General features: G+C 69.3%; 32 protein-coding genes and 3 tRNA genes. 20 read left to right on the top strand and 15 right to left on the bottom strand.

What is annotated here, in order from left to right; all coding sequences use genetic code 11:
- Positions 1–9 precede the first annotated feature (9 nt).
- The 8 genes from OHT51_RS18025 to OHT51_RS17990 all read left to right on the top strand — a co-directional run bounded on the left by OHT51_RS18025 (position 10) and on the right by OHT51_RS17990 (position 8420).
- On the top strand, positions 10–702 hold the full coding sequence (locus OHT51_RS18025) for an NADH-quinone oxidoreductase subunit J family protein (RefSeq protein ID WP_328884358.1): 693 nt from the start codon (positions 10–12) through the stop codon (positions 700–702).
- The gene (gene nuoK, locus OHT51_RS18020) at positions 702–1091 is read left to right on the top strand and encodes an NADH-quinone oxidoreductase subunit NuoK (protein ID WP_328879958.1); all 390 of its coding nucleotides are present in this window, start codon (positions 702–704) and stop codon (positions 1089–1091) included. The genes OHT51_RS18025 and nuoK overlap by 1 nt, the downstream gene beginning before the upstream one ends.
- Entirely contained in the window at positions 1088–3082 is a 1995-nt protein-coding gene (locus tag OHT51_RS18015; RefSeq protein WP_328879957.1) for an NADH-quinone oxidoreductase subunit 5 family protein, read from the top strand. Before nuoK ends, OHT51_RS18015 begins: the two co-directional genes overlap by 4 nt.
- Before the next feature lie 6 nt (positions 3083–3088).
- Positions 3089–4663: a complex I subunit 4 family protein gene (locus OHT51_RS18010; protein ID WP_328879956.1), complete on the top strand. Its 1575-nt coding sequence runs from the start codon at positions 3089–3091 to the stop codon at positions 4661–4663.
- Entirely contained in the window at positions 4660–6183 is a 1524-nt protein-coding gene (locus OHT51_RS18005) for an NADH-quinone oxidoreductase subunit N (RefSeq protein WP_328879955.1), read from the top strand. The genes OHT51_RS18010 and OHT51_RS18005 overlap by 4 nt, the downstream gene beginning before the upstream one ends.
- Before the next feature lie 240 nt (positions 6184–6423).
- Positions 6424–7284, top strand: a complete 861-nt coding sequence (htpX, locus tag OHT51_RS18000; RefSeq protein WP_328879954.1) for a zinc metalloprotease HtpX — start codon at positions 6424–6426, stop codon at positions 7282–7284.
- Positions 7281–7676, top strand: a complete 396-nt coding sequence (locus tag OHT51_RS17995; RefSeq protein ID WP_328879953.1) for a YccF domain-containing protein — start codon at positions 7281–7283, stop codon at positions 7674–7676. Before htpX ends, OHT51_RS17995 begins: the two co-directional genes overlap by 4 nt.
- A 177-nt stretch (positions 7677–7853) precedes the next feature.
- Positions 7854–8420 (top strand): SMI1/KNR4 family protein, encoded by a 567-nt coding sequence (locus OHT51_RS17990; protein ID WP_328879952.1) that lies wholly within the window; start codon positions 7854–7856, stop codon positions 8418–8420.
- Positions 8421–8807: 387 nt separating this feature from the next.
- Here the strand turns inward: OHT51_RS17990 and OHT51_RS17985 are convergent, their stop codons facing one another.
- Positions 8808–10079, bottom strand: coding sequence for an APC family permease (locus tag OHT51_RS17985; protein WP_328879951.1), 1272 nt, complete (start codon positions 10077–10079; stop codon positions 8808–8810).
- Between the two features lie 136 nt (positions 10080–10215).
- Between OHT51_RS17985 and OHT51_RS17980 the strand changes: the two genes are divergently transcribed.
- Entirely contained in the window at positions 10216–10482 is a 267-nt protein-coding gene (locus OHT51_RS17980) for a GlsB/YeaQ/YmgE family stress response membrane protein (RefSeq protein WP_328879950.1), read from the top strand.
- A 152-nt stretch (positions 10483–10634) separates the two neighbouring features.
- Here OHT51_RS17980 and OHT51_RS17975 read toward each other — a convergent pair whose 3' ends face one another.
- On the bottom strand, positions 10635–11123 hold the full coding sequence (locus OHT51_RS17975) for a YajQ family cyclic di-GMP-binding protein (protein WP_328879949.1): 489 nt from the start codon (positions 11121–11123) through the stop codon (positions 10635–10637).
- Between the two features lie 224 nt (positions 11124–11347).
- On the opposite strand from OHT51_RS17975, the gene OHT51_RS17970 reads away from it, so the two are divergent.
- A tRNA-Tyr gene (locus tag OHT51_RS17970) sits at positions 11348–11429 on the top strand.
- Positions 11430–11971: 542 nt separating this feature from the next.
- On the opposite strand, the gene OHT51_RS17965 is transcribed toward OHT51_RS17970, so the two are convergent.
- The 9 genes from OHT51_RS17965 to OHT51_RS17925 are packed head-to-tail and all read right to left on the bottom strand — an operon-like array spanning position 11972 to position 15705.
- Positions 11972–12250 (bottom strand): gas vesicle protein K, encoded by a 279-nt coding sequence (locus OHT51_RS17965; protein WP_328879948.1) that lies wholly within the window; start codon positions 12248–12250, stop codon positions 11972–11974.
- Entirely contained in the window at positions 12247–12474 is a 228-nt protein-coding gene (locus OHT51_RS17960) for a gas vesicle protein (RefSeq protein WP_328879947.1), read from the bottom strand. The genes OHT51_RS17965 and OHT51_RS17960 overlap by 4 nt, the downstream gene beginning before the upstream one ends.
- Before the next feature lie 3 nt (positions 12475–12477).
- The gene (locus OHT51_RS17955; protein ID WP_328879946.1) at positions 12478–13290 is read right to left on the bottom strand and encodes a GvpL/GvpF family gas vesicle protein; all 813 of its coding nucleotides are present in this window, start codon (positions 13288–13290) and stop codon (positions 12478–12480) included.
- Between the two features lie 59 nt (positions 13291–13349).
- Positions 13350–13673 carry a gas vesicle protein gene (locus tag OHT51_RS17950; protein ID WP_328879945.1) on the bottom strand — a complete coding sequence of 108 codons (324 nt, stop codon included), beginning with the start codon at positions 13671–13673 and terminating at the stop codon, positions 13350–13352.
- Complete coding sequence (locus OHT51_RS17945; RefSeq protein WP_328879944.1) at positions 13666–13860, bottom strand: hypothetical protein; 195 nt, start codon at positions 13858–13860, stop codon at positions 13666–13668. Before OHT51_RS17945 ends, OHT51_RS17950 begins: the two co-directional genes overlap by 8 nt.
- Positions 13861–13867: 7 nt before the next feature.
- Positions 13868–14122 (bottom strand): gas vesicle protein GvpG, encoded by a 255-nt coding sequence (locus OHT51_RS17940; protein WP_328879943.1) that lies wholly within the window; start codon positions 14120–14122, stop codon positions 13868–13870.
- Position 14123: 1 nt separating this feature from the next.
- Entirely contained in the window at positions 14124–14873 is a 750-nt protein-coding gene (locus OHT51_RS17935) for a GvpL/GvpF family gas vesicle protein (protein ID WP_328879942.1), read from the bottom strand.
- Positions 14874–14876: 3 nt separating this feature from the next.
- Complete coding sequence (gene gvpJ / locus OHT51_RS17930; protein ID WP_328879941.1) at positions 14877–15344, bottom strand: gas vesicle protein GvpJ; 468 nt, start codon at positions 15342–15344, stop codon at positions 14877–14879.
- A gap of 40 nt (positions 15345–15384) precedes the next feature.
- A complete protein-coding gene (locus OHT51_RS17925; RefSeq protein WP_328884357.1) occupies positions 15385–15705 on the bottom strand; it encodes a gas vesicle protein GvpO in 321 nt (106 codons plus the stop codon).
- A 356-nt stretch (positions 15706–16061) separates the two neighbouring features.
- On the opposite strand from OHT51_RS17925, the gene OHT51_RS17920 reads away from it, so the two are divergent.
- The gene (locus OHT51_RS17920; RefSeq protein WP_328879940.1) at positions 16062–16274 is read left to right on the top strand and encodes a hypothetical protein; all 213 of its coding nucleotides are present in this window, start codon (positions 16062–16064) and stop codon (positions 16272–16274) included.
- A gap of 311 nt (positions 16275–16585) precedes the next feature.
- Here the strand turns inward: OHT51_RS17920 and OHT51_RS17915 are convergent, their stop codons facing one another.
- The 3 genes from OHT51_RS17915 to OHT51_RS17905 all read right to left on the bottom strand — a co-directional run bounded on the left by OHT51_RS17915 (position 16586) and on the right by OHT51_RS17905 (position 18812).
- A complete protein-coding gene (locus OHT51_RS17915) occupies positions 16586–16723 on the bottom strand; it encodes a hypothetical protein (RefSeq protein WP_328879939.1) in 138 nt (45 codons plus the stop codon).
- Between the two features lie 2 nt (positions 16724–16725).
- On the bottom strand, positions 16726–17382 hold the full coding sequence (locus OHT51_RS17910) for an SDR family oxidoreductase (protein ID WP_328879938.1): 657 nt from the start codon (positions 17380–17382) through the stop codon (positions 16726–16728).
- Between the two features lie 164 nt (positions 17383–17546).
- The gene (locus OHT51_RS17905; RefSeq protein WP_328879937.1) at positions 17547–18812 is read right to left on the bottom strand and encodes an amidohydrolase family protein; all 1266 of its coding nucleotides are present in this window, start codon (positions 18810–18812) and stop codon (positions 17547–17549) included.
- A gap of 282 nt (positions 18813–19094) precedes the next feature.
- Between OHT51_RS17905 and OHT51_RS17900 the strand changes: the two genes are divergently transcribed.
- From OHT51_RS17900 to OHT51_RS17865, 8 genes are all read left to right on the top strand, one after another.
- Positions 19095–19167 (top strand) — tRNA-Thr (locus OHT51_RS17900).
- A gap of 46 nt (positions 19168–19213) precedes the next feature.
- Positions 19214–19286 (top strand) — tRNA-Met (locus tag OHT51_RS17895).
- 89 nt (positions 19287–19375) lie between these two features.
- Positions 19376–19540: a 50S ribosomal protein L33 gene (rpmG, locus tag OHT51_RS17890; RefSeq protein WP_003948671.1), complete on the top strand. Its 165-nt coding sequence runs from the start codon at positions 19376–19378 to the stop codon at positions 19538–19540.
- A 134-nt stretch (positions 19541–19674) separates the two neighbouring features.
- Positions 19675–20139 carry a MaoC family dehydratase N-terminal domain-containing protein gene (locus OHT51_RS17885; RefSeq protein ID WP_328879936.1) on the top strand — a complete coding sequence of 155 codons (465 nt, stop codon included), beginning with the start codon at positions 19675–19677 and terminating at the stop codon, positions 20137–20139.
- A gap of 4 nt (positions 20140–20143) precedes the next feature.
- The gene (locus OHT51_RS17880; protein ID WP_328879935.1) at positions 20144–20572 is read left to right on the top strand and encodes a MaoC family dehydratase; all 429 of its coding nucleotides are present in this window, start codon (positions 20144–20146) and stop codon (positions 20570–20572) included.
- A 130-nt stretch (positions 20573–20702) separates the two neighbouring features.
- Positions 20703–21269, top strand: coding sequence for a TetR/AcrR family transcriptional regulator (locus OHT51_RS17875; RefSeq protein WP_328879934.1), 567 nt, complete (start codon positions 20703–20705; stop codon positions 21267–21269).
- Positions 21270–21380: 111 nt separating this feature from the next.
- Entirely contained in the window at positions 21381–22841 is a 1461-nt protein-coding gene (locus OHT51_RS17870; RefSeq protein WP_328879933.1) for an MFS transporter, read from the top strand.
- Positions 22842–23199: 358 nt separating this feature from the next.
- Positions 23200–24255, top strand: a complete 1056-nt coding sequence (locus OHT51_RS17865) for a UDP-N-acetylmuramate dehydrogenase (RefSeq protein ID WP_328879932.1) — start codon at positions 23200–23202, stop codon at positions 24253–24255.
- Between the two features lie 60 nt (positions 24256–24315).
- Here OHT51_RS17865 and OHT51_RS17860 read toward each other — a convergent pair whose 3' ends face one another.
- Positions 24316–24948: an NAD(P)-dependent oxidoreductase gene (locus OHT51_RS17860; RefSeq protein ID WP_328879931.1), complete on the bottom strand. Its 633-nt coding sequence runs from the start codon at positions 24946–24948 to the stop codon at positions 24316–24318.
- A 119-nt stretch (positions 24949–25067) separates the two neighbouring features.
- Between OHT51_RS17860 and OHT51_RS17855 the strand changes: the two genes are divergently transcribed.
- The gene (locus OHT51_RS17855) at positions 25068–25664 is read left to right on the top strand and encodes a TetR/AcrR family transcriptional regulator (RefSeq protein ID WP_328879930.1); all 597 of its coding nucleotides are present in this window, start codon (positions 25068–25070) and stop codon (positions 25662–25664) included.
- The last annotated feature ends 21 nt before the right edge of the window (positions 25665–25685 follow it).

Here is a 25685-nt window from a genome sequence, read left to right as displayed (position 1 = left end):
TCTGCCGCGCTGACCCTGGCCGCCGACACCCACGGCTTCCTTTCCCCGACCGGCGTCGAGATCGTTTTCCTCCTGGTGGGCCTGGTCACCTTCGGTGCCGCGCTCGTCACCGTCACCACCCGGCAGCTGGTGCACGCCGCCCTGTGGCTGGTGGTCACGCTCGGCGGCCTCGCCGTCGAGTACCTCCTGCTCACCGCCGAGTTCATCGCCTGGGTGCAGGTCCTCATCTACGTCGGTTCCGTCGTCGTCCTCCTCCTGTTCGGTCTGATGCTCACCAGAGCCCCCATCGGCCGCTCCCCGGACGCCGACTCCGGCAACCGCTGGGCCGCCCTCACCGTGGCTGTCGCCGCCGCAGCCACCCTGATCTGGGTGGTCGTCGACGCCTTCCGCGCTATGTGGATCGACCTGGACGGCCCCGCCGCCGGCTCCACCAGGGCCACCGGCGAAAGCCTCTTCCAGAACTGGGTCCTCCCCTTCGAGGCACTCTCCGTCCTTCTCCTCGCCGCGCTGGTCGGGGCGATCGTGCTGTCCCGCAAGGCGAAGGCGGAGTCGGGCTCTCCCTCTGTGAACTCCCGAGCCGTGACCGGTGGTTCCCCAGCCAGCCCGGATTCCCGTAATCACCCGGTCGGGCGAAACAAGCCGGTCGCGGGAACCGATCAGGCCGAGGGAACCGATCCGGCCGAGCAGGAAGGCGCCCGCTGATGCACCTCGCCTATCCCGCCGTACTCTCCGCGCTCCTCTTCTGCACCGGCCTGTACGGCGTGCTCGCCCGCCGCAACGCGATCCTGGTCCTGATGTCGGTCGAGCTGATGCTCAACGCCGTCAACCTCAACCTGGTCGCCTTCGACGTCTGGCTCAGCAAGGCCGCCGCGGACACCCTGCACTCCGGCCAGGCCCTGACCCTGTTCACGATCACCATCGCCGCCGCCGAGATCGGCATCGGCCTGGCGATCGTCCTCGCCGTCCACCGCAACCGCGGCACCGCGGACATCGACAAGCTCCGCGACACCGCCGAGAGCCACGACCCCGATGGCCTCGACCGCGACGCCTCCACGGCCCCGCAGGCCGAGAAGGCTGAGGCCACCGCGTGACCACGACCACCCTCGCCGCCCTCGTCCCCCTCCTCCCCTTCCTCGGCGCCGCGGCCGGCCTGCTCCTGGGCCGCACCGCGCCCGGCTTCGTCCGCCCGCTGGCCGTTCTGCCGACGCTGGCGTCCCTCGTCCTCGCCGCGGTGGTCGCCGTGCGCCAGGGCGGAGACCAGGCGATCAACGCCGCCACCGAGCTCACACCCACCGGCTCGGTCCCGATCGAACTCGCCCTGTACATCGACGGCTTCGCCGCCCTCGTCGCCGTACTCGTCGGCGTCGTCGCCACCTGTGTGCAGATCTACTCCACGGGCTACCTGCGCGAGGACCCGCGCTACCCGTCGTACGCCGCTCTCGTCTCGCTGTTCACCTCGGCGATGCTGCTCGTCGTCTACTCCGGCGACCTGATGGTGCTGCTGGTCGGCTGGGAGATCATGGGCATCTGCTCGTACTTCCTGGTCGGCCACTACTGGGAGACCCCGGAGGCCCGCGCCGCCTCCATCAAGGCGTTCCTGGTGACCAAGCTCGGTGACGTCCCCTTCCTCATCGGCCTGTTCGCGCTGGCCACCGACGCCGGGTCCTTCCGCATCACGAAGATCCTCGGCACAGTCGCGAGCGGTGGCCTCGACCACCCGACACTGATCGCCCTACTGCTCCTCGCGGGCGTGGCGGGCAAGTCGGCGCAGTTCCCGCTGCACACCTGGCTCCCCGACGCGATGGCGGGCCCGACCCCCGTCTCCGCGCTGATCCACGCCGCGACGATGGTCGCCGCCGGTGTCTACTTCGTCGCCCGTCTCCTCCCGGTCTTCGAGGCCTCCCAGGCCGCGATGATCGTCCTCGCCGTCATGGCCGCCGTCACGATGGTCGGCTCGGGTGTCGCCGCGCTCGCCCAGGACGACATCAAACGCGTCCTCGCCTACTCGACGATCGGTCAGCTCGGTTACATGACCGGCGCCCTCGCCGTCGCCGACCGCGGTGCCGCCGTCTTCCACCTCCTCTCCCACGGCGCCTTCAAGGCGCTGCTGTTCCTCGCGGCCGGCGTGATCATCCACGCCGCCGGCACCAACTCGCTGGCTGCCATGTCGCGCATGACCCACCTGCGCAACCGCGTCCCGGACGCCTTCTGGACGATGACAGTGGCGCTCCTCGCGCTCGCCGCGATCCCGCCGTTCAGCGGCTTCTTCTCCAAGGAGTCCGTCCTCGGCGCCGCCGAGCACGTCGCCACCGGCCACACCGAGCACGCCCCCGGTGCCGCAGGCTGGCTCATCCTCGTCTCCGGCCTGCTCGCGGCCCTGCTCACCGCCGCCTATGCGACGCGCCTGTGGCTGCTGGCCTTCTGCGGCCACGGCGCCGAGGCCCCCGACCACGGCAGGCAGCCGCTGACGATGACCGTGGTGCTGTGGGTGCTCGCCGTCCCGTCCCTCGCCGTCGGCGCGTTCGCCTACCGCGAGCTCCCCGACTGGTTCGACGGCCGCGACCTCGCCCCGACCCTCACCACCTCGGTCCTCGGAACGGGCGTGGCCCTCGTCGGCGGCATCGTCACCTACGCGGCCTGGCGCCACCTCGCGGCCGTCGCGGCACGCGTCCCGCTGGGTGCGGTCGCGGCCCATCCCGAGGGGGATGCCGCCCAGGTCGAGGCGGAGGCCATCGCCAGCCACGCGCCCGTGTACGGAGGAGTGGCGTACGCGCCCGACCCGGCGGACCCGGGCCGGCTGCTGCTCGGCCCGCTGCACCGCCCTGCCGCCGTCGGCTTCCACCTCGACGCGGTGTACCGGGCCCTGTTTGTCCGCCCGGTCCAGGCCGGCGCGAGTCTCGTCCGGTTCCTCGACCGCGAGGTCGTCGACACCTACGTGCGTGGCGCGGGTGCTCTACCCCGCTGGCTCGGCAACGCCGTACGGCGCGCCCAGACCGGCAATGTGCAGACCTATGTGAGCGCCCTGCTCGCCGGCACCGTCGTCCTGGCGGTCGCCGCCGTCCTCGTCGCCGCGGGAGCGTGAGCAGGCGTGATCGATATCAACGAGTCCGTGATGCAGGTCCTTCTGGCGTTCATCGTCGTCGGCCCGCTCCTCGGTGCGGCTGCTGCTCTCCTGCCCGCCCCGCCCGGGCTGAAGGGGAAATCACCGGACCAGGCCGTGCTCCGGCACGGTGTCACCGTCACCGGCGCGGTCCTCATCGCCGCGATCGTCCTGGTGCTCGGCTTCGACCACGACCAGCCGTCGAAGATGCAGGCCAGCACGGACATCAGCTGGATCCCCGCACTCGACGTGCGCATCCACCTCGGCGTCGACGGCATCTCCCTCCCCCTTCTGGTCCTGACCGCGCTGCTGACCTTCCTCTGCGCGCTCTACTCGTACTTCAAGATGCCCTCGGGCCCGACCCCGAAGGCCTTCGTCGCACTGGTGCTCGTCCTGGAGTCCGGCACTCTCGCCACCTTCGCCGTCCTCGACCTGCTGCTCTTCTTCCTCGCCTTCGAGATGGTCCTGATCCCGATGTACTTCCTCATCGCCCGCTGGGGCGGCGAGGGCCGGGCCGCGGCCGCCTGGAAGTTCATCCTCTACACGCTGCTCGGCTCCGTGGTCATGCTGCTCGGCCTGCTCCTGATCGGAATCAAGGCGGGCACGTTCGACATGGTGGCACTCGCCACTGACAACGGCCGGTCCCTGACCGCATCCGTGCAGGTCATCGCCGTTTTGTCGATCGGCATCGGGCTCGCGGTCAAGACGCCGATGTGGCCCTTGCACAGTTGGCTGCCCGATGCTCACACCGCCGCCCCGACCGTCGGCTCGGTCCTGCTGGCCGGCGTTCTGCTGAAGATGGGAACGTACGGGTTCGTCCGGATTCTCCTGCCGATCACCCCTGACGGATTCGCCGACTTCGCGCCCTACCTCGCCGCCTTCGCCGTCGTCGGGATCATCTACGGATCCCTGGCCTGCCTCGCCCTCGCCAAGCGGGGCGCGAAGGGCGACCTCAAGCGCCTCATCGCCTACTCCTCCGTCGGCCACATGGGCTTCGTCCTGCTCGGCATCGCCACGATGACCCCGACCGGCGTGAACGGCGCGCTGTTCGCCAACATCGCCCACGGTCTCATCACCGGCCTGCTCTTCTTCCTGGTCGGCGCGCTGAAGGACCGTACGGGGACCACCGACCTCGACACTCTCGCCGACAAGACCGGCGCGGCCCTCTACGCCAAGACGCCCCGCCTCGGCGGCCTGCTCGCCTTCGCCGCGGTCGCCTCGCTCGGGCTGCCGGGCCTCGCCGGGTTCTGGGGCGAGATGCTCGCGCTGTTCGGCGCGTTCGAGCCCGCCGCCCAGCTCAGCCGGCCGGCCTTCCTGACCTTCATGGCGATCGGCGCCTTCGGCACCCTGCTCACGGCCGCGTACCTGCTTGTCGTGGTCCGCCGCGTCTGCATGGGTGCCGCGTCGCAGGAAGCCCCGAAGCTCGCCGACGTCCAGAGCTACGAGTTCGCGGCCTCGATCCCGCTCGTCGCCCTCACCGTCGTCGCCGGACTGTGGCCGAAGACCCTCCTCGGCCTGACCGACCCGGCCGTGCAGCAGCTCCTCGCAGGAGGCACCCGATGAGCTCCGTGGCCCAGCCCCTGGCCGAGTCGGTGGTCCAGTCCGTCGACTGGCTCGCCATCGCGCCGCCCACCATCGCTGCGGTCGTCGGACTCGTGGTCCTCGTCGCCGACCTGTTCGTGGCGGAGAACAAGAAGGCCCTGCTCGGCTGGACGTCCGTGGCCGGCCTGGCCGCCTCCATGGTCCTGCTGCTGCCCCTCCTGGACGGCGACCGCTCCACCTTCTGCCTGACCGGCGACGCCGCGGTCTGCAGCTATACAGCCGACCGCTTCACCCTCGCGATTCAGTTCCTGGTACTCGGCGGCGCACTCCTCGCGGCGCTCCTGTCGGGCACCGCTCTCAAGGACGCCGACAAGAACCTCCCCGAAGGGGAGTACTGGTTCCTGCTGCTCTCCTCCGCCGCCGGAGCCGCCCTGCTGCCCGCCTCCAGGGACCTGGCGACCCTCATCGTCGCGCTCGAAGTCGCCTCGCTCCCCGCCTTCGCGCTGGTCGGCCTCCGCTTCGGTGACCGCAAGTCCTCCGAAGCGGCCCTGAAGTTCTTCCTGTCCTCGGTCACCGCGACCGCGGTCAGCCTCATGGGCATCAGCTTCGTGTACGCCTCCACCGGCACCCTCTACCTCACGCAGATCGCCGACCGGATCCAGAACGTCGACGGACAGCTCCAGACCCTCGTCCAGACGGGAGTCGTCCTCACCCTGGTCGGCTTCGCCTTCAAGACGGCCGCCGTCCCGTTCCACTTCTGGGTGCCGGACACCTACGTAGGAGCGCCCCTACCGGTCGCCGCCTACTTGTCGGTCGTCGGCAAGGCGGTCGGCTTCACGGGCCTGATCCTCGTCACGGTCATCGCCCTGCCGTCGTACGCCGATGTCTGGGGCCCGGCCCTCGCCGCGCTGGCCGCCCTCACCATGACCGTCGGCAACGTCGGAGCCCTGCGGCAGCAGGCCACGCGCGCGTACAGCGCGGTACGCCTGCTCGCCTGGTCCTCCGTCGGCCAGGCCGGCTACCTCCTGGTGCCGATCGCCGCCGCCGCGTACTCCGACGACGGCGAGCGCGCCATCGGCTCCACCGTCGCCTACGCCCTCATGTACGCCGCCGTGAACCTGGGCGCCTTCGCAGTGGCCGCCCTGGTCGGCCGTACGAAGTCCCTGAACCGCATCAGCGACTACCGCGGCCTGTACGCGCACAACCCCCTGACCGCCCTGCTCCTGGCCTTCTTCCTGCTCTGCCTTGCCGGACTCCCGCCGGGCATCATCGGTCTCTTCGCCAAGGTCACGGTCTTCTCCGCCGCCGTCGACGCGGGCCTGGGCTGGCTGGCCGTGGTCATGGCAGTCAACGTCGTGATCGCGCTGTTCTACTACCTCCAGTGGACGGCCCTGCTGTTCCGCGCGCCCGAGGGGGAGGCCGCCAGGCACGTCCTCCCCGCGCCGCTCACGGCCGCGGTGGCCCTCACCGGAGTCGTTGGCATCGCCCTGTCCGGAGCCCCCCAGCTGATCCTGCGCTTCGCCGACACCGGGCTCTTCTGAGCCCCTGGCCCGCTTCGCGCACGCGCGCGGGCATCACTCGGCCCGCACGCGCGCGTAGCCGCACGCCGGCGCGTTCACCCGGACGGCCCACGCCTGCCGCCCTGCTCACCAGGGAACCCGTGGCCCTCGCCTGGCGTTGACCAGTACAGAAGGGTCCACTGGACGTGAGACCACGGCATCAGTGGCATCGGAGATCGACCAGCAAAGGGTTCCCCTGCCGCACCACTTGGAGGGCGTACCGTGCACCGCCGGCACAACGGGCTCAGGACCGCAGTCCTCCTCGGGGGGCTGTCCGCAGTCATCATCGTCATCGGCAGCTTCTTCGGCCGGATGGGGCTCATCATTGCGGTCCTGATTGCGCTGGCCACGAACGCGTACGCGTACTGGAACAGCGACAAGCTGGCGCTACGTGCGATGCGCGCCCGGCCGGTCAGCGAGTTCGAGGCCCCGGCCCTGTACCGCATGGTCCGCGAGCTCTCCACTCAGGCCCGCCAGCCCATGCCCCGTCTCTACATCTCCCCGACAGAGGCGCCGAACGCGTTCGCGACGGGCCGCAACCCGCGCAACGCCGCCGTGTGCTGCACCGAAGGAATCCTGCGCCTCCTCGACGAGCGCGAACTGCGCGGCGTCATCGGCCACGAACTCAGTCACGTCTACAACCGGGACATCCTGATCTCGTCGGTCGCCGGCGCCCTCGCCTCGGTGATCATGTTTCTGGTCAACTTCGCCTGGCTGATCCCGATCGGCCGCTCCGATGACGACGACGGCCCCGGTATCCTCGGCATCCTGCTGATCATGATCCTCGGCCCGCTCGCAGCCACGCTCATCCAACTGGCCATCAGCCGCTCCAGGGAGTACGAGGCCGATGCGTCCGGCGCCCAGCTCACCGGCGACCCGCTCGCCCTCGCCAGCGCCCTGCACAAGCTCGAACTCGGCACCAAGCAGCTCCCGCTGCCCCCCGAGCCTCGCATCGAGACGGCCAGTCACATGATGATCGCGAACCCCTTTCGCCCAGGTCAGGGGTTCTCCAAGATGTTCTCCACCCACCCGCCCATGGCGGACCGAATCGCCCGACTCCAAAAGATGGCAGGTTCCCGATGAAGACCATCCTGAACGTCATCTGGCTCGTCCTGAGCGGCTTCTGGCTGTTCATCGCCTACCTGGCCGCGGGCCTACTCCTGTGCATCACCATCATCGGCATCCCGTTCGGCATCGCGGCCTTCCGCATCGGCGTCTACGCGCTGTGGCCCTTCGGGTACACGACGATCGAACGCCGCGACGCCGGAGCCCCCTCATGCGTCGGCAACGTCCTGTGGCTGGTCCTCGCGGGCTGGTGGCTGGCCATCGGCCACATCGTCACCGGCCTCGTGCTGTGCATCACGATCATCGGCATCCCGTTCGGCATCGCCAACTTCAAGCTGATCCCGGTGTCGCTGTTCCCGCTGGGCCGCGAAATCGTGCCGACGGACGAGCCGTTCGCTCAGGTCTGGTAGCGGAGCGGAGCGGGCAGGGGCGCGTTGAGGGGGGCGGACCGAACCGGGAGCGAATCGAGCCCGGGAGCGGACCGAGCCCGCGGGGCCAATCGAGCCGGGCGACAGACACGGTTTTCCACAACCCGGAGTTATCCACAGGCCCACTCGATTGTCAGTGGCGGCTTGCATCATGAATGCATGACCGAGAACGAGCAGTTGCTGACGAGGGTGGCGGACAAAGGCCGGAACACCCGACCGTGGGGCTGGACTTCGCTCCCTGAGCCCGTCGGCGCGGCCACCGTGGCCCGCGCCGAGGCCGCCCTCGGCTTCCGCCTGCCCTCGCTTCTCGCCGACCTCTACCTGCGTATAGGGGACGGCGGATTTGGTCCGGAGTACGGCCTGCTGCCCCTGCTCGACAGTCCTCCGTCCGGCGAACCCGCTGCCGTCACCCAATACCTCGCCAACCGCGAGAGCGGCCGCAAGGACCCCGACTGGCCCTGGCCCGAGGGCGTCCTGCCGATATCCCACTGGGGCTGCGCCATGTACGCATGCGTGGACTGCCACAGCCCACAGGCCACCGTCCTGCTCTTCGAACCGAACGCCGACGACGCCGACCGGGCGTGGTTCGTGGACGCCCCGGCCCTCACGGACTGGCTGCGCGCCTGGGTCGACGGCACGGGCTGGTACGAGGAGATGAACGAGGAGCAGGAGCTGACCCCGTGGGCCGACTTCCGCATACGTACGGCTACGGCCGGGGCGTCCTGAGGAGACGCGGATCGGCGGTCACCTGGTGGACCGACGGCCCCGTTGAGTGGCTCGACAGGTGGAATGGAGCGACGGCCGGCGCGCACTTCGAGCGTGCTGAGCAGGCCGTTTCCACCAAGAGGACCGACGTGGCCGCCGAGTGGACCAAGGACCGCAGTCACCACCGCATGGCGGCAGGCCATGGCCACTGAGCGGCAGGCCATGCCCCCTGCGGCCTGCAGCGACAGCTGGTCGGCCAGCGTCGGCCCGTCCTGAGCAGACCGATCACCCGACCGATCACCCCCCGGGTGGTTCGGCCGCCACACGCCCACACGACCACACGACCACCCGCCCGGGCACCGACCCCACGCTCCGCCCCCAACCAGCAACACGTGCGCGTCCGTCGGCCTACCGCCCGTTGCCACCCGACCGGCGCGCCACCCACCGCCGTCCCCCGTACGCGACCACGCCCACCGCCAGTACGCCCGCACCGACGCCAACCGAGACCCACGGAAGCGAGAACGCCAGGACCACGCACCCGACAAGGCCCACTACCGGAACGAGTCGCGAAGTCGCCGTCGAATTGAGAGTCCAGGCCGAGGCATTGGCCACTGCGTAGTACGCCAGCACACCGAAGGAGGAGAACCCGATCGCGCCGCGCACGTCCACGGTGGCGGCCAGGACAGCGACCACCGCGCCCACGGCCAGTTCGGCCCGGTGCGGCACCTGGAAGCGCGGATGCACTGCGGCGAGGGCGCCAGGCAGATGCCGGTCGCGGGCCATGGCCAGTGTCGTCCGCGAGACACCCAGGATCAGAGCGAGCAGCGAGCCCAGCGCGGCGACGGCCGCACCCACCCGCACCACAGGCTCCAGCCCCGGCACCCCTGCCGCCCGCACCGCGTCGGCAAGCGGCGCGCCCGCCTCCCCGAGAGCATCCGACCCCAGCACGGAAAGGACAGCCACCGACACACATACGTACACCGCCAGCGCGATACCGAGGGCCAGCGGAATCGCCCGGGGGATGGTGCGCGCCGGGTCCAGCACTTCCTCACCGAGGGTCGCGATCCGCGCGTACCCGGCGAACGCGAAGAACAGCAGTCCCGCCGCCTGCAGTACTCCGCCCACACCGCCCGAGGCCCCGACCTCCAGGCGACCGGCGTCGGACTGACCGGACCCCAGACACACGACCACCACGCAAGCGAGGACAGCCAGGACCACTGCCACGATCACCCGGGTCAGCCTGGCGGACTTCTGGACACCGCCGTAGTTCACCGCAGTCAGCGCCACCACGGCTGCGACCGCCACCGCATGTGCCTGCCCCGGCCAGACGTACGCGCCCACGGTGAGCGCCATCGCCGCACAGGAGGCCGTCTTACCGACTACGAACGACCAGCCCGCGAGATAGCCCCAGAACTCCCCGAGCCGCTCGCGCCCGTACACATACGTGCCGCCCGAGGCCGGGTACAGGGCGGCCAGTCGCGCGGAAGACGTGGCGTTGCAGTAGGCGACCACGGCCGCGACTGCGAGCCCGAGCAGCAGTCCGGACCCGGCCGCGTGCGCCGCCGGGGCGAGGGCGGCAAAGATCCCGGCCCCGACCATCGAGCCGAGCCCGATGACCACGGCGTCGCCGACACCGAGGGTGCGCCGCAGCTCGGAGGAGGCGGAACTTGACCGTGCCATGGCCCGAACCCTACTGATCGCTGCAACCGAGGGGCACCACGGTGACGTCCTGCTCATCAACAGAGCACGAACAAGCGCGCCCGAAATCACAGTGCCCGGAGAGTGCAGGCACAGCGCGGAAGGGCAGGTTCACGGCATGACGATCATCAGCTGGATCATTCTGGGGCTGTTGGCCGGAGCCATCGCCAAGGTTCTGCTGCCGGGCCGTGACCCGGGCGGCTTCATCGGCACGACGCTCATCGGTGTCGCGGGCGCGTTCATCGGTGGCTGGATTTCGGCCCGCTGGCTGGACCACCCCATCACCAAGGACTTCTACGACGGCGCCACCTGGGCCTCCGCGATCGGCGGCTCCCTGGTACTCCTGATCGCTTACCGCCTCCTGTTCGGCCACTCGCGCAACTGAGCGAGGCGAGCAGACCCCGGACCGCAGCCAGCAGGCGAGAAGGGTGGGCACCAGAGGTGCCCACCCTTCCTCGTACGGCTTGGAAGTCGCGGCCGTAGCCGCAGCCGCAGCAGGTGTCGAAGCCGAGCCGCTGTCGGCATCGGATCAGTTGCTCACCGGTAGTTCACGAACTGCAGCGCGAAGTCGAAGTCCTTGCCCTTCAGCAGAGTGATCACGGCCTGGAGGTCGTCCCGGCTCTTGGAGCTGACACGCAGCTCGTCACCCTGCACCTGGGCCTTCACGCCCTTCGGGCCCTCGTCGCGAATGATCTTCGCCACCTTCTTTGCGTTCTCCTGGGAGATGCCCTCCTCGATCGACGCGAAGATCTTGTACTCCTTGCCCGAGAGCTGGGGCTCGCCCGCGTCCAGGGCCTTCAGCGAGATGCCGCGCTTGATCAGCTTGGACTGGAAGACGTCGAGGACAGCGTTCACCCGGTCCTCGGAGTTCGCCTCCATCAGGATCTTTTCACCGGACCACGAGATCGAGGCGCCCACGCCCTTGAAGTCGTAGCGCTGCGAGATCTCCTTGGCGGCCTGGTTGAGGGCGTTGTCGACCTCCTGCCGCTCGACCTTCGAGACGATGTCGAAACTGGAGTCGGCCATGTCCTGTGGCTCCTTGTATCGAGGTGCGTATGGGCTGCGTATCGGCGGGCGTGGGGGTGGCCGCCGAGCCCGGGGCAACCCGGGACCGCATCCGGACAAGCCTAGCCACCCCGTGTCCCCCGGGAGGCGATCAATCGGGTGGCGAAGCACCCCTCCCCATCGGGTATTGTTTACGTCGTTGCCAGCGAGCACCGCCGAAAAGCGGTTCGAAAGGCAGCGACCCAGGCGGTGTGCCCGAGCGGCCAAAGGGAGCAGACTGTAAATCTGCCGGCTCAGCCTTCCCAGGTTCGAATCCTGGCGCCGCCACCCTGGGGGAGACCCCTTCCGATCTGCGGAAACGTAGATCGGAAGGGGTCTCTTCGTGTAGGGCAAGCCTCTTCGAAGTAAGTGTGCAATGCCTGGATTGTCCCGGCTTGTCTCAGGTGATGTCCGGGTCTGATCGTCTGATCGGCGTGTGTCCCCCCGGCTTCCCCCACAGGAAGTCCTGCGCTGTCCCACGCGGAGTGGCATGGCCACGGAGTGTCCGGCCGGGCGTGCGACCTTCATGGGTCCATACCGGAGAAGAGCGCGGTCATCTGCTTCGAACAGCGGCCGTCGGCTTGGGCTTTGACGGTGTAGCTCCTTGAATGCTTCTGCGTGCCGACGAGCCAGCGGGCACGGTAGGGCGCAGGAGGACGGCCCTGGCGGGGCTCAGAGCAATCGAAACGTGCCCGCCCCGGAGCAGGAACCGGTGCGGATATATGGCCTGGTGGGCCGACGGCGGGCCGCCGCGCTCGCGGCACGGCGGGCCGCCGCCTCGCGGCGAGGGCTGCGATGCTGACGGATTCGGCCGGACCGCACCAATGTCCTCAGCTTCGGGGCAGAAGGGTTCCGAGCGGGCCGAGGTCGAGATTGAGGTCCTCCGGACGCACTCCGTGTTGCTCGCAGAGTTCAGTCATCCGCTGGTCGAGCAGCATCAGCGTGGTGCCGATCTCGTCAACCTGTTCATCGCTGAGGTCGCCCTGCTCGATCCGGCGAATCGCCTGGCGCTCCATCAGCTGCCTGAGGAGTTCGACCACGGTGAGCACCAGGGCGACGAGGTCGCGTCCCATCTGGTCGGAGTCCAGGTCGAGTCGGGAGCTGGTCATAGGGGGCCGCCGTCCGCCCAGGGAGCGGGGACCCGTTCGTTGACGGAGGAGAGCAGGGCATGAAGCGACAGGCGTACCAGCGGAACGTCAGCGATGGCGATGACCAGGTCACCACTGATCACTACGCCGGTCGCCAGGACGCGGTCCAACAGGTCGACGAGCGGTACCCCGATGGGGCCATTGAGCGACCCGGGGCTGTCCCAAGGCACGACTTCGTGCGTCACGGTCTACACCTCGCCCACGAATGAATAGGGCACCCACGGCCCCGACAGCTCGATGTGTGCCCCGGTGCTTTCCCGCAGCGTCCGTGTCAGGAGGGCAAGCTCCTCGGCGCGGTGCTCTGCCACGAGATACGTCGCGTTGAGGACCTGGACCCGTCGATCTTCGGAGGGCTGGAGGTGCGGCCGCAGTCTGCGGGACGCGGTGGCGAGACCACGGATTTGGGCATCCACCGTTTCCGCGGTCCGCAGGGCCTCGTTCTGGCTCCGCTCGCGGCGCTCTTGCGCTCCTCGTTTGCCGTTCAGGTAGGCGAGGCCGGCGCCGGGCGCCGGGCGGGTTCGGTCTGGCGGCGTGCCCCGCCGGATCGGCGTCCGGTTAGCGGCGTCGGGCGGGCTCGGCGGCGCGTAGACCTTGACGCCCCATTCGGCGTGGTGTGCGATGCGCTTGAGCGCGGCGTGGAACCGCTCCGCCTCCTTGGCCAGCGCGTCTCGTGCCCTCTCGACACCGTGGTAGACAGTGGCCATCGGTAGGGGAACAGTAGGGCAGCAGGCCGCGACCGCGGAGACGACGTTGTGGTGGGCCCGTGCGTAGCGTTCCAGTTCCCGTTGGTCGGACAGGCGCACCTGCCAGGCTTCATCCGTGAAGTCGCCGGCTCGGACGGTCTGGACGATCGCTGTCAGCGTCCCCAGTGACAGCGTGTCCACAGGCGCCTCGTCGGTTACTCCGGACAGTCCGGCGACGGCCGACAGGTTCGGGTTCCAGCAGACAGCGAACACATAGGTGGCGTTGTCGTCCGAATGCTCAGGGTCGCGCTCTGTCATGTACCCAGGTTCTCCTTGGTGCATTGCTGGCTTTCGGGCGTTGCTGTGGAGCGCTGAGGCTATTTGTCCGATGTCTCGGCCTCGAGCGCTTTCAGCCGCTCGCGCAATTCCTGGTTCTCTTCCTGCAAGGCGTTGCGGTGAGCACGTGAGCTGAGCGCAGGATCGGTTTCCCACCAGTCGATTCCGGCCTTTTTCGCGGTATCCACGGATGCCACGAACAGGCGAAGTCGAATGGTGAGCAGTTCGATGTCAAGGAGATCGATCTTGATATCCCCTGCGATCACGATTCCTTTGTCCAGAACGCGTTCCAGAATGTCGGCGAGGTTGGTGTTCGGAGGGCCGGAGGCGAGGTAGGGATCCTGTCGGAAGTCGACGTCAGACACAGCGCCCCCTCCGTCCTGGACTCTTCCTGGGAGCTTCTGATTCCTCTTCCTCCGCCTGGTTCCCGTATGAGCCTCTGGCTTCGTCCTCTGCCGCCTCTTCGCCCTCGTTCCTGTCGCCCTCCGGTTCCTCCGGTTCCTCCTGCTCAGCCTTTGCAGCCGCGATGGCCACCGTGTCCTTGGAATCCATGAGTGCGTCACCTTCGATCGTTCGACGCAGAACAAGACCCTGCGGCATGCAGCCGGTCGAGCAGCCGTTCCTCTTCTCGTTCGAACTCCTCCAGGCCGATGTCTCCGTCCTCAAGTTCCTGGTTCAGCAGAGCCAGCTGGGCACGGATTACTCCCGGGTCGTACAACTCGCGTTCGGCCGCGTCCTGGAGTTTCTCCGTCACCCAGACAACGCCACGGACCGGCGCAATGGGGAGGGTGAGAAGTCCGGTGATCAGTCCCATCTCAGACTCCGGCGGTCAGGACGGGAGCGCCTTCACTGGATACGAAGCTGTAGCAAGGCAGCGGACCCGAAAGGCGCAGCTCAACTCGGTCGCGGTTGGTGCGGGCGAATTGCTCCGCCGCCCTGCGAAAGGCATCGCTGTCCCTGCGGTCGACGAGGAACGACGTGTTGAGCACGCATCCCTGGACTTCAGGCCCCGGGGCCACCGCTCGGGCCTTGGGGGTGAGCTCGCTCAGAACTCGCCGACCGGCTTCGGCGGCCCTGCTCTGCAGAGCTGCCGCGACGGCCTCGCCCAGCCGGAGGCTGGCTTCGTAGCCGGGCCGTCGACGCACTTCGTCCCGCAGCCGACGGACCTTCTTGTCCTGCGTGACAAGGCTTGCCAGCGCGTCCTGTGCCGGGAATGCCTTGATGTTGACCTCGACCGCACCCGAGAGGTGTTCGAGTGCAGTCATGTGGTCCGCCTCACCTGCCGCCAGCTGGCCGCGCACCGTCTCCTCGTCAGGTGCGACCATGCCGAACCGCATGGGCAGTACCGAGCCCTGTTCCGAAAGGCGCAGCAACAGATCCTGGTGAGCGAGCAGGTCGCGGCGTCTGGCGCGGAGATTCGGGGGAGCCTCACTGACGACAGCGGCGACGCGCCCCTGCCGGACCGGCCGCAGCTGGGCGGCCGGGCTGCCCACACCTCGTGCGTCTGCCGGCAGCGCCATCCCCGCCCGGATCACCGCGTAGACGTAGAGTCCATTGGCTGTCACGACTCACCCTTCCGCGGTTCGGCGACGACTCGTACTGCCCCGGGCCGGAGCACGCCGCTTCCTCGGCTGTTCCTGCTGCTCTTCCTCGTCCTCATCAAGCTCGTCGGAATCGTCGTCACGACCCCCGATGACCTTGCGAACGGTGTCTCCCATGCTCGTCGCGGCCTTGCGGGCCTTGCGTTTGCCGATGGATCTGGCAGCACTGCCGCCCAGCAGTTCGGGAATGGTGGTGCTGCCGGAGTCCCGCTCCAGGTCGAGCCGGTTGCACGCCTCTGCGAATCGCAGGTATGTGTCCACGCTCGCCACAACGATGCGCGCGTCTATCTTGAGGATCTCGATGCCAACCAGGGAGACCCGGACGAACACGTCGATCACCATGCCTCGATCGAGGATGAGTTCGAGCGTGTCGTACAAGGTGCCGGCCCGCGGTGGGCACGCCACTACCTCGTCGGAGTAGGTGGTCGCAGGCATGTGGGGTCCTTCCGGTTGTCGGGCAAACCTGAGTCACTGGTCATGCGTCGGCGGACCCCCGCTGATACCGGCGGACCCTGCGGTACTCCGTGAGTTCGCCGTCCTGATCGAGCCGCACCTCGTAAGACGCGAGAAGGCTGGTGGTGTCCGGAATTCGGGGCAGCTCAAGGACATCCACGACGACACGCCACCCGTCGTCCTCACGCCCCACCGCTGATACGCCCTCCATGGGATGGCCGGTCAGCCGTTCCAGGCTCTGGCAGGCAGCACGCGCGGCATGTTCTGCTCCCCGCACGCTTGGCCTGCGGGAAGCAGTGGACGTCGAGGTCTTTTTGGCGCGCGGCCGATGCTCTTCTGCCATGAATTCGAGTCTGGTAAACATCCGGCACTGTGCACTTCGAGTGGAGCATTCGGGCGCACGTGCGGGGCTGCTGCCGACGCGGTCGACTTCTCGATGGCGGAGCGGCACTCGGTTCCAGGCCGGCGTGCAATGAGCCTGCCGTCGGCGGGGTCATGAAGAGCTAAAGCCCTGGCCGCCGTCGGCGGCTTGATCTGCCTGAGGTATGCCGGTCGATCACACGGCACATCTGACGACTCAGCCTCCTCCTCAGGTTCGAATCCCGGCGCCGCAACACCGAGGAAACCCCTCCGATCTGCGGAAACGTAGAGCAGAGGGGTTTTCGCGTTCCTGAGTCACGGCCGGGGCACACTGACCCCATGGTCACGCCTCGCAGAAGCTGCCCCGAGTGCCGTCGTGAGATCGCCGTCGTCGCCGGTCGGTTCGCGCGGCATGATCCGCCCGGCGCACGGCAGAACGGGGAACTCGTGTCATGCCCCGGATCACGGCGACCGACCCAACTCGGGGCCGCGCAGCCCGCATTGGACGGGTATGTCGTGCCCGACTTCCCCGGGCAGCTTCCGTTGTTCTGAAGACCCCGCCGAGTGCCACCCAAGACCCCATCGACGGCTCCGTCACGTGCTGCTCCGAGCCTCACATGGCCCCGTCGCACTGGCCCCCGAATGTCACTCCGTCGGCGGATGCTGGAGGCCTGGCCGCGCATCCGTACCACCGCCGCGCCATCAGCGTCCGGGCGCAGCCCGTCACGCCGTACGCGATCCAGCCGTACGTGAGTCATCCGTACATGAGTCAGCCGTACACGAGTCAGCCGGCCACGAGTCATCCGTATACGAGTCAACCGTACGTGAGTCATCCGTACACGAGTCAGCCGTACGTGAGTCAGCTATACGCGATCCAGCCCCACGAGAGGATGCCCGGCGGAGAACTGCCGCGCCCAGTACGCGCGTACCGCCTCGCGGCCGTGCAGCCGGGCTCCGTCCGGACGTGTCTGGTGCGCGGCGGGAGCCCCCTCGGGGGCCATCTTCAGTTCCCTGCCACCGACTTCACCGCCACTGGCACCGGGGCCGAGCCGCTGATGACTTCGAGGGTCAGGCCGGCCGTGGCCGGGGTGTCGAGCAACTCCGCGAGTACGGCGGCCACGTCGTCGCGGGGGATCGAGCCGCGGCCGGTGTGGGCCTCCAGGCGTACCAGGCCCGTTCCCGCGTCGTTCGTCAGCGCGCCGGGGCGCAGGATCGTCCAGTCCAGGGCGTCCAGACCGCGGACGTACTCGTCGGCTGCGCCCTTGGCGCGCAGATAGACGTCGAAGATCTCGTCGCCCTCGTGCGCCGGGTCCGCGCCCATGGACGACACGACCACGAAGCGCCGTACGCCCGCCTGGACCGCCGCGTCCGCGAACAGGACCGCCGCGCCCTTGTCCACCGTGTCCTTGCGGCTCGTCCCGCTGCCCGGCCCCGCGCCGGCGGCGAACACCGCCGCGTCCGCACCTCGTAGTTGCGCCGCGACCTCCTCGACCGAGGCCGACTCCAGGTCCAGCACGACGGGTTCGGCGCCGGCCTCCCGCAGATCGTCGCCCTGTTCGGCCTTGCGGATGATCCCCGCGACCTCGTTCCCGCGCGCGGCGAGCAGTCGCTCCAGCCGCAGCGCGATCTGACCATGACCACCAGCGATGACAATGCGCATGTCTTCGACCGTACGCCCGGGCAGCCGCATTCGCCGCACGACTTCAGCCACGCCTCACGTCACCACGGGCACACGCCTCACCTCTCCGCGCCCGGGCGCACGCCTCACACGCCGGCACCGGTGCACGAGCCACCCGCGCACCACCGGGCGTGCACCCACATCCCTCAGGACACCTCTCCGCGCCCCTGTCGCGGCAGCCCCAACTCCGCGGCGACGGCCGAGTTGCAGTACTCCCGAACTGCGCTCGTCCGCGCCACCACGCGCCCCCGGTGCACCACGATGCGGCTGTACGCCAGGGACAGCGCCCCCGCCAGCCGGTCCCCGCGCACCGCAAGCAACTCGGCCGGGAAACCCGCCTCCACCCGCACCTCGGGCAGACCCAGCGCCGCACGCGCCGATGCGCTCACGGCGTCGTAGGCGTCCTCGGGGCGCAGCCCGTGACGTGACGACAGCAGGTAGGCGGCCTCGAGCGGGTCCCCGCGTCCCACCGGGTTCGACACGTCCCGCAGGGCGCCGCTCCCCGCGGCGACGCGTACGCCGGCGGCGCGCAGCAGTCGTACGGGCGCCGTGCTCCGCCGTTCCGCGCCCCCGCAGCCGCCCTGGGGGAGGCACACCACCGTCACCCCGGCCGCCGCGAGCTGGTCCGCGGTGCGGGAGGCCACCTGGGCGGGCAGGCGTCCCAGGCCGCCGCACGGCCCGAGGGTCACGCCGGGGCGCAGTCCTCCGGCCATCGCGGCGAGCCGGGCCAGGCGTGCCGGGTCGGTGCCGTCGGTGTGCAGATCGACGGGGCAGCCGTGCTCGGAGGCGACCTCCAGGACCGCCTCCACGTAGCCCGTCGGATCCGGATCCAGGTCGGGGCAGCCGCCGACCACGGACGCGCCCATCTTCAGCGCGTCCCGCAGCATTGCCAGCTCCTCGGCGCCGGCCACTCCCGTCAGCAGCCGCGGCATCGCCACCGTCGTCAACTCCGTGAGCCCGCGCAGGGAACGCCGTGCCTGCAGGACGGCCTCCAGCGCGCCCAGCCCCTGAACGTCGCCCACACGCACGTGTGCCCGCAGCGCGGTCGCGCCGTGCCCGAGTTGGAGCAGGGCGGCCTCGGTGGCCCGGCGCTGGACGTCCTGGGGCTCGTACGAGACGGGGCCGCCCTCGTCGGCCGAGAGCGCGGTGTCGCCGTGGGCGTGCGGTTCGGCCGGGGCCGGCAGCAGCAGGTACCCGCCGAGGTCCACACGCGCGCCGCACGCGTGCGTGCCGTCCCCCGCCAGGCTCCCGGCCGTGCCGACCGCCTCGATGCGCCCGCCGCCCAGCCGCACGTCCACGGTCCGGCCGTCGGTGAGCCGCGCCCCGCACAGCAGCAGAGCACCCGGGTCGGCCGGTCCGGAGGAGCCCGACGAGGACGACGAGTGCGGCGGCTGGGGATGACTGTCGGGCATCGCGCTCCAGAGGCTCGGGCTGCGCATCGGGCTGCGGGACGGTGCCGGGGGCTGCGCCGGGCACGCAAGATCACGCAGAGTGAGTCGAGCCTAGGGTGGCGATACGGCCCGGGCGCGCAGGAGCGCAATAGTCGTACCGGTGTGGTCGGCCGAACGGAGCCGTCCCGGGCGGTACCGCAGTGGCCTGCGAGACGCCTGCGCGGCGCTCTGTTCGGCCCCCCGTAGGTGCCGCGAAACGGATTTGGGTGAACGGCTGCCGAGCGTGTAATGTCTTCATCGCTCGCCCCAATAGCTCAGTCGGCAGAGCGTCTCCATGGTAAGGAGAAGGTCAACGGTTCGATTCCGTTTTGGGGCTCTGGTGTGTGAGGTTCCCGTCGCAAGGCGGGGCCCGATCGCATCACAGCGGTGTAGCTCAGTCGGTAGAGCAAGCGGCTCATAATCGCTGTGTCACCGGTTCAAGTCCGGTCACCGCTACTGACAGTAGCCGATTGCGGGGTCGGTCCTTCGATCGGCTACTCTTTTTTGCGTTAACTCATTCCATCCGTTCGTCAAGGAGCACTCACGTGGCTGCCACCGACGTCCGCCCGAAGATCACGCTGGCCTGCGTGGAGTGCAAGGAGCGGAACTACATCACCAAGAAGAACCGGCGTAACAACCCGGACCGTCTTGAGATGAAGAAGCACTGCCCGCGTTGCAATGCGCACACCGCGCATCGCGAAACGCGATAAATCAGGCTCGTACGCGAGGCCGTCCCCGATCGTGGGGGCGGCCTCGCGTCGTTTCCGCCCCGGATACCGGTCGGTTCGACCGATCCCGGTGAACCAGCAGGTCAACGGCAGAAGACAGCAGGAGGTGCCGAGCCATGGCGCTCGACCAGTCCTTCGTGGGGCGGACTTACCCGCCCACCGACCCCTACGAGGTGGGCCGGGAGAAGATCCGTGAGTTCGCGGAGGCGGTGGGGGACACCAACCCGGCGTACACGGACCCGGAGGCCGCCAAGGCGCTCGGCCACCCCGATGTGATCGCCCCGCCGACCTTCGTGTTCTCCATCACCTTCAAGGCCGCCGGGCAGGTCCTCAAGGACCCGCAGCTGGGCCTGGACTACAGCCGCGTCGTGCACGGCGACCAGAAGTTCGCTTACAGCCGCCCGGTGCGCGCCGGCGACCGGCTGGCCGTCACGTCGACCATCGAGGCCATCAAGTCCATGGCGGGCAACGAGATCCTGGACATCCGCGGCGAGGTCCACGACGAGGCGGGGGAGCACGTCGTGACCGCCTGGACCAAGCTCGTGGCCCGTGGGGCGGACGCCGAAGAAGGGGAGGGCTGAGACCATGACGGCGAAGATCGCGTACGGCGATGTCGAGGTCGGCACCGAACTGCCGCCCCAGAACTTCCCCGTGACCCGCGCCACGCTCATTCAGTACGCGGGCGCCTCGGGTGACTTCAACCCGATCCACTGGAACGAGAAGTTCGCCAAGGAGGTCGGGCTGCCGGACGTCATCGCGCACGGCATGTTCACCATGGCCGAGGCGATCCGTGTCGTGACCGACTGGACCGGGGACCCCGGCGCGGTCGTCGAGTACGGCGTCCGCTTCACGAAGCCCGTCGTCGTACCGAACGACGACCAGGGCGCCACGATTGAGGTCAGCGGCAAGGTCGCGGTCAAGCTCGACGACAACAGGGTCCGCGTGGACCTGACCGTGAAGAGCGCCGAGCAGAAGGTGCTCGGGATGTCGCGGGCGGTCGTACAACTGGCGTGAAAGCCGGCGTGAACTGAACGGCACGCGCGTGCCGTGAAGTAAGGGGCGTCCTCCATGGTGGGGCGCCCCTTGCACATTCTCCGGCCACCTTCGCTTGCCGAGTTAGTGATTGAGTACTAACTTGGATTGCATGGCCAGGATGAGCGCAGAAGAGAGGCGTGAGAGCGTCATCCTCGCGGCGATGACCGAGTTCGCCCGTGGCGGCTACTACGGCACGTCGACCGAGGTGATCGCCAAGCGGGTCGGCGTCTCGCAGCCGTATCTCTTCCGGCTCTTCCCGGGCAAGAAGGCGATCTTCCTCGCTGCGGCCGATCGCTGCGTGGAGGACACCATCCGGATGTTCGCGGAGGCCTCCGACGGGCTGGAGGGCGATGAGGCCCAGCACGCCATGGGTGCCGCGTACCGCAAGGCCGCTTCCGAACAGCCCGAGCGGCTGATGATGCAGATGCAGATGTACCTCGCTGTCGCGGCCGCCGAGCAGGAGGGCGACCACGAGTTCGGTGAGGCCGTACGCGCAGGCTGGACGCGGTTGTGGGACACCATCCATCTGCCGCTGGGTGCGGACGTCCATGAGACGACGACCTTCATGGCGTACGGGATGCTCATTAACTGCCTCGTCACCATGGGCTTCCCTCCCGACCATCGAGTCTGGGCGGGGATGGAACTGCCGAAGCGGGCCGGGGAGCAGCACGCGTAGAAGAGGGGTGAGGTGGCTCACCTGGGCTCTTCGTGATCTCGAAAGTTAGTGACCGATAACTACCTGAGCAGCCTGAAGCAGTAACCGGAACGGATCACTTCTGGGGGACCGATGTCACACCTGACCAAACAGAACGCGCGGACCACGCGCCGTGGCGGGGCCGCCTGGGCCCTGATCATCACCAGCGTCGCCGGGTTCATGGCGGCGCTCGACAACCTCGTCGTCACCACCGCACTGCCCTCCATCCGCGAGGACCTGGGCGGAGGGCTGCACGACCTGGAGTGGACGGTGAGTGCGTACACACTCACCTTCGCCGTCCTGCTGATGTTCGGCGCGGCGCTCGGCGACCGCTTCGGCCGTCGCCGACTCTTCCTCGTCGGCATCTCGATCTTCACGGCCTCGTCCGCCGCCGCGGCCCTCGCGCCCGGCATCGACTCCCTGATCGCCGCCCGCGCGGTGCAGGGCGCCGGTGCGGCGATCATGATGCCGCTGACGCTGACCCTGCTGACGGCGGCCGTGCCCGCGGCAAAGCGCGGGATGGCGTACGGCATCTGGGGTGCCGTCAACGGGCTCGCGATCGCGTCGGGGCCGCTGATCGGCGGCAGCCTCACCGAGCACATCTCCTGGCAGTGGATCTTCTGGCTGAACGTTCCGCTGGGCCTCGCCCTGCTGCCGCTCGCCCGGCTGCGCCTCGCCGAGTCGTACGGCGTCGGCGCCCGGCTCGACATCCCCGGCACCCTGCTCGCCAGCGGCGGTCTCTTCGGGATCGTGTACGGCCTGGTGCGCGGCCCCGCCGACGGCTGGACCGGAAGCCTGGTTCTGACCGGCCTGTTCGCCGGAGGCGCGCTGTTGGTCGGGTTCGTCCTCTACAGCACGCGCGCCAAGAACCCGATGCTGCCGATGCGGCTGTTCCGCTCCCGGGCGTTCTCCGGGATCAATGCCGCGAGCATGCTGATGTTCCTCGGCATGTTCGGGTCGATCTTCCTGCTCAGCCAGTACATGCAGATCGTGCTCGGCTACTCGCCGACGGAGGCGGGGCTGCGGATGCTGCCGTGGACCGGCATGCCGATGCTCGTCGCGCCGATCGCCGGCATCCTCGCCGACCGCATCGGTGGCCGGCCCGTCGTGGCCACCGGACTGTTCCTCCAGGCCGTCGGCCTCGCCTACATGGCGTCCGTGGTCACCGCCGACGTCTCCTACGCCGCCCAGCTGCCCGGCCTGATCATCAGCGGCATCGGCATGGCCCTGTTCTTCGCCCCGGCCGCCCACCTGGTGATGTCCGGCGTCCGCGTCTCGGAGCAGGGCATCGCGTCCGGCGCGAACAACGCCCTGCGTGAGGTCGGCGGCGCGCTCGGCATCGCCGTCATGGCGTCGATCTTCTCCGCGCAGGGTGGGTACGAGACCGGCCAGACCTTCGTCGACGGGTTGCGGCCCGCGCTGGTCACCGGTGCGGTGGTGGTGGCTGTCGCGGGGGTGGCTGCGCTGCTGATCCCGGGGCGAGGGCGAGGGCGGGGTGACGAGGTTGTGCGGCCGGCGGAGCAGGCGCCGACGCTGGAGGCGGTCGCCGGCTGACCGGACCTGAACGCGGCGGGGGTGCCGCCCGGCAGCAGTTCTCGCCCCCGCCGCCCCTACCCTTCCCGTCCTCCAGGGGCTCCGCCCCTTCGACCCCGCCAGCGGGCTGCGCCCCCTGGACCCCCATCGGCCTGAACGGCCTCGTCCTCAAACTCCCCCAGAGGGGGCACCCCCAGACGGGCTGAATGATGCCCACCGGCGCTGAAAAGTGACCGGCGGGGTGGCCGTGGTGGTGGCGTACCTCCGCAGCGCCGCCCCGCCCCACCCACCGCACCGCAGGCGCTACGCGCACCCCCACCGAAACAGCCACAGGCCGCCGCAGGCACCCCACCCCCCACCGTCTCGTACTCTTGAGCCCGTGCAGGAACTCCACGACGCCCCCCTCGCCCCCCTCACGACCTTCCGCCTGGGCGGCCCCGCCACCCGGCTGGTCACCGCCACCACCGACGCAGAGGTGATCGACGTCGTGCGTGAGGCCGACGCCGACGGCACCCCGCTGTTGATCATCGGTGGGGGATCGAACCTGGTCATCGGGGACAAGGGCTTCGACGGCACCGCGCTCGTCATCGCCACGAAGGGCTTCGAGCTGGACGGCGGCACGCTCGAACTGGCCGCAGGCGAGGTGTGGACCGATGCCGTCGCCCGCACTGTGGAAGCCGGGCTCGCCGGCATCGAGTGCCTCGCCGGAATCCCCGGCTCCGCAGGCGCCACGCCGATCCAGAACGTCGGTGCGTACGGCCAGGAGGTCTCCTCGACGATCACCGAGGTGATCGCGTACGACCGCCAGGTAGGCCGGACCGTCGTCATCCCGAACGCCGACTGTGCCTTCTCCTACCGCCACAGCCGCTTCAAGGCCGACCCCGACCGCTACGTCGTCCTGCGCGTCCGCTTCCGGCTGGAGAGCGCCGAAGGCCTCTCCGCCCCGATCAAGTACGCCGAGACCGCCCGCGCCCTCGGCGTCGAACCCGGCGACCGCGTACCCCTGGCTGCCGCCCGCGAGACCGTGCTGAAGCTGCGTGCCGGCAAGGGCATGGTCCTGGACCCGGAGGATCACGACACCTGGTCGGCCGGCTCCTTCTTCACCAACCCGATCCTCACCGACGAGCAGTTCACGGCGTTCCACGCGCGCGTGCACGAGCACCTCGGCGCCGACGTGGAGCCGCCCGCGTACCCGGCAGGGGCGGCGTACACCAAGACCTCCGCGGCCTGGCTCATCGACAAGGCCGGCTTCACCAAGGGCTACGGCACCGGCCCCGCCCGCATCTCCACCAAGCACACCCTCGCCCTCACCAACCGCGGCGAAGCAACCACCGAGGACCTCCTCGCGCTCGCCCGCGAGGTCGTCGCAGGAGTGCGCGACACCTTCGGCATCACGCTGGTGAACGAGCCGGTGACGGTCGGAGTCAGCCTCTAGCCGGTACGCCCGATAGCCCCGGTACGTCCGGGGCCCGGCCCGAGCCCGCAGCCGGGGCCGTCAGTAGGCCACCCCCACCACCTGCTTCACCGTCGCCGAGTCCCCCACCATCCGCAGCATCGCGTGCGCCACATCCGCCCGCCCGATGAAGCGCCCCTTGCTCGGAAACCCGCCCACGACGGTCCGGTACCCGCCGCTGAGCGGCTTGTCCTGCAGACGCGGCGGCCGTACGAGCGTCCAGTCCGTGCCGCTGCCGGCCACCTCGGCCTCCATCTCCCGCAGGTCGGCGTAGATGTCCTTGAGGACCGCCGACACGACGCCGAGTACGGCACGGTCCAGGAACCCGTCCCCCTTGGGCGCGGGCCCGACCGGCGCGGCGCTGACCACGAGCAGCCGCCGCACCTCCTCGGCCTCCAGGGCCGCAAGCACCGTCCGGGTCAGCCTCGCCGCGACCCCCGCGTCCTTGCGCCCGCGGGCACCTAGGCCGGACAGCACGGCGTCGCGTCCGGCGACGGCGGGCCGTAGCGCCCCGGCGTCGGTGAGATCCGCGCGGAACACCTCCAGACGGTCACCGGCGAGGGGGAGACGCGCGGGGTCCCGTACGACGGCCGTGACCTCGTGACCGGCGTCCAGGGCCTGCTGGACGATCTCCTTGCCGATACCGCCGGTGGCACCGAAAACGGTGAGTTTCATGAGAGCTCCCGTACGCATGAGAAGGGTCGTCGGAGAGGTGGGTGAGTATTCACTCACCCGCACCTCCCCTCTAGAGTGAGTAAGTACTCACCCACCCGTCAAGGGCGATTGGACAAGCCATGGAGAACAAGCCGACCCGGGTCCGACTCCTCGACGCGGCCCATGAGCTGATGCTCACCGTCGGGCTCGCTCGGGCCACGACGAAGGAGATCGCGCGGGCGGCCGGATGCTCCGAGGCGGCGCTGTACAAGCACTTCGAAAGCAAGGAAGAGCTGTTCATCCGAGTGCTCACCGAGCGCCTGCCCCCACTGCGCCCCCTGCTCAGCAGCCTCGCCGCCGAGCCGGGTCGGCGGTCCCTCGAGGAGAACCTCACCGAGATCGCCCGCCAGGCGGCGCTGTTCTACGAACAGAGCTTCCCGATCGCCGCGTCGCTGTACGCACAGACCGAGCTCAAGCGGCGGCACGACGACGCCATACGGCAGATGGGGTCGGGCCCGCACGTGCCCATCCAGGAGCTCGACACCTACCTGCGGGCCGAGCAGGAACTGGGCCGGGTCAGCACGGACACGGACACGTTCGCGGCGGCGTCGCTGCTGATGGGAGCCTGCGCGCAGCGGGCGTTCGCCTATGACGCGACGAAGGAGACCGTACGGCCGCCGGTGGACGAGTTCGCCGCCCGGCTGGCCCGCACGCTGCTGGCAGGTATCGCCGACTGACGCCGGTCACGGGGCGAGCGG

Origin of the sequence: Streptomyces sp. NBC_00299, assembly GCF_036173045.1 — a bacterium.
Classification (GTDB): domain Bacteria; phylum Actinomycetota; class Actinomycetes; order Streptomycetales; family Streptomycetaceae; genus Streptomyces; species Streptomyces machairae.
This window is presented reverse-complemented; position numbering and strand designations above follow the sequence as displayed.